The 341-nt window shown below is 44.6% G+C and carries 1 protein-coding gene; it reads left to right on the top strand.

Annotation, left to right across the window (positions count from 1 at the left end):
* Positions 1-341 (top strand): transposase (locus FC43_RS07135; protein ID WP_162258994.1); only part of this gene is annotated, 341 nt, incomplete at both ends.

The following is a 341-nucleotide window of genomic DNA, read 5'->3' as shown; positions in this document are numbered from 1 at the left end:
GACTTTAAAGCTGGTCGCTTTGCGACGAGTGGGATGAGTATGGCTTTGATGAATGGGGAAACCCATGAATTGATTGATGTGATTGAATCCCGTACCAATACTTGCTTGCGCAATTATTTCTATCGGTATGAGTATGCAGTCCGGGCCAAAGTTAAATTAATCGTGGTTGATCTTTATCAACCTTATCGGTCTTTAATTCGAGATCTTTTTCCCAATGCCGCCATTGTCGCTGATCGCTATCACGTCGTGGTTCAAGCTTACCAAGCATTGAACCACGTCCGTACCCAAACTATGAAGGCTTTGCCTTCTAAGGATAAGCTGGCCCGCGCTTTAAAACGCTA

Origin of the sequence: Limosilactobacillus ingluviei DSM 15946, from assembly GCF_001435775.1 — a bacterium.
GTDB lineage: Bacteria > Bacillota > Bacilli > Lactobacillales > Lactobacillaceae > Limosilactobacillus > Limosilactobacillus ingluviei.
Note: the sequence above shows the minus strand (reverse complement) of the source record. Positions and strands in the feature narration are given on the sequence as shown.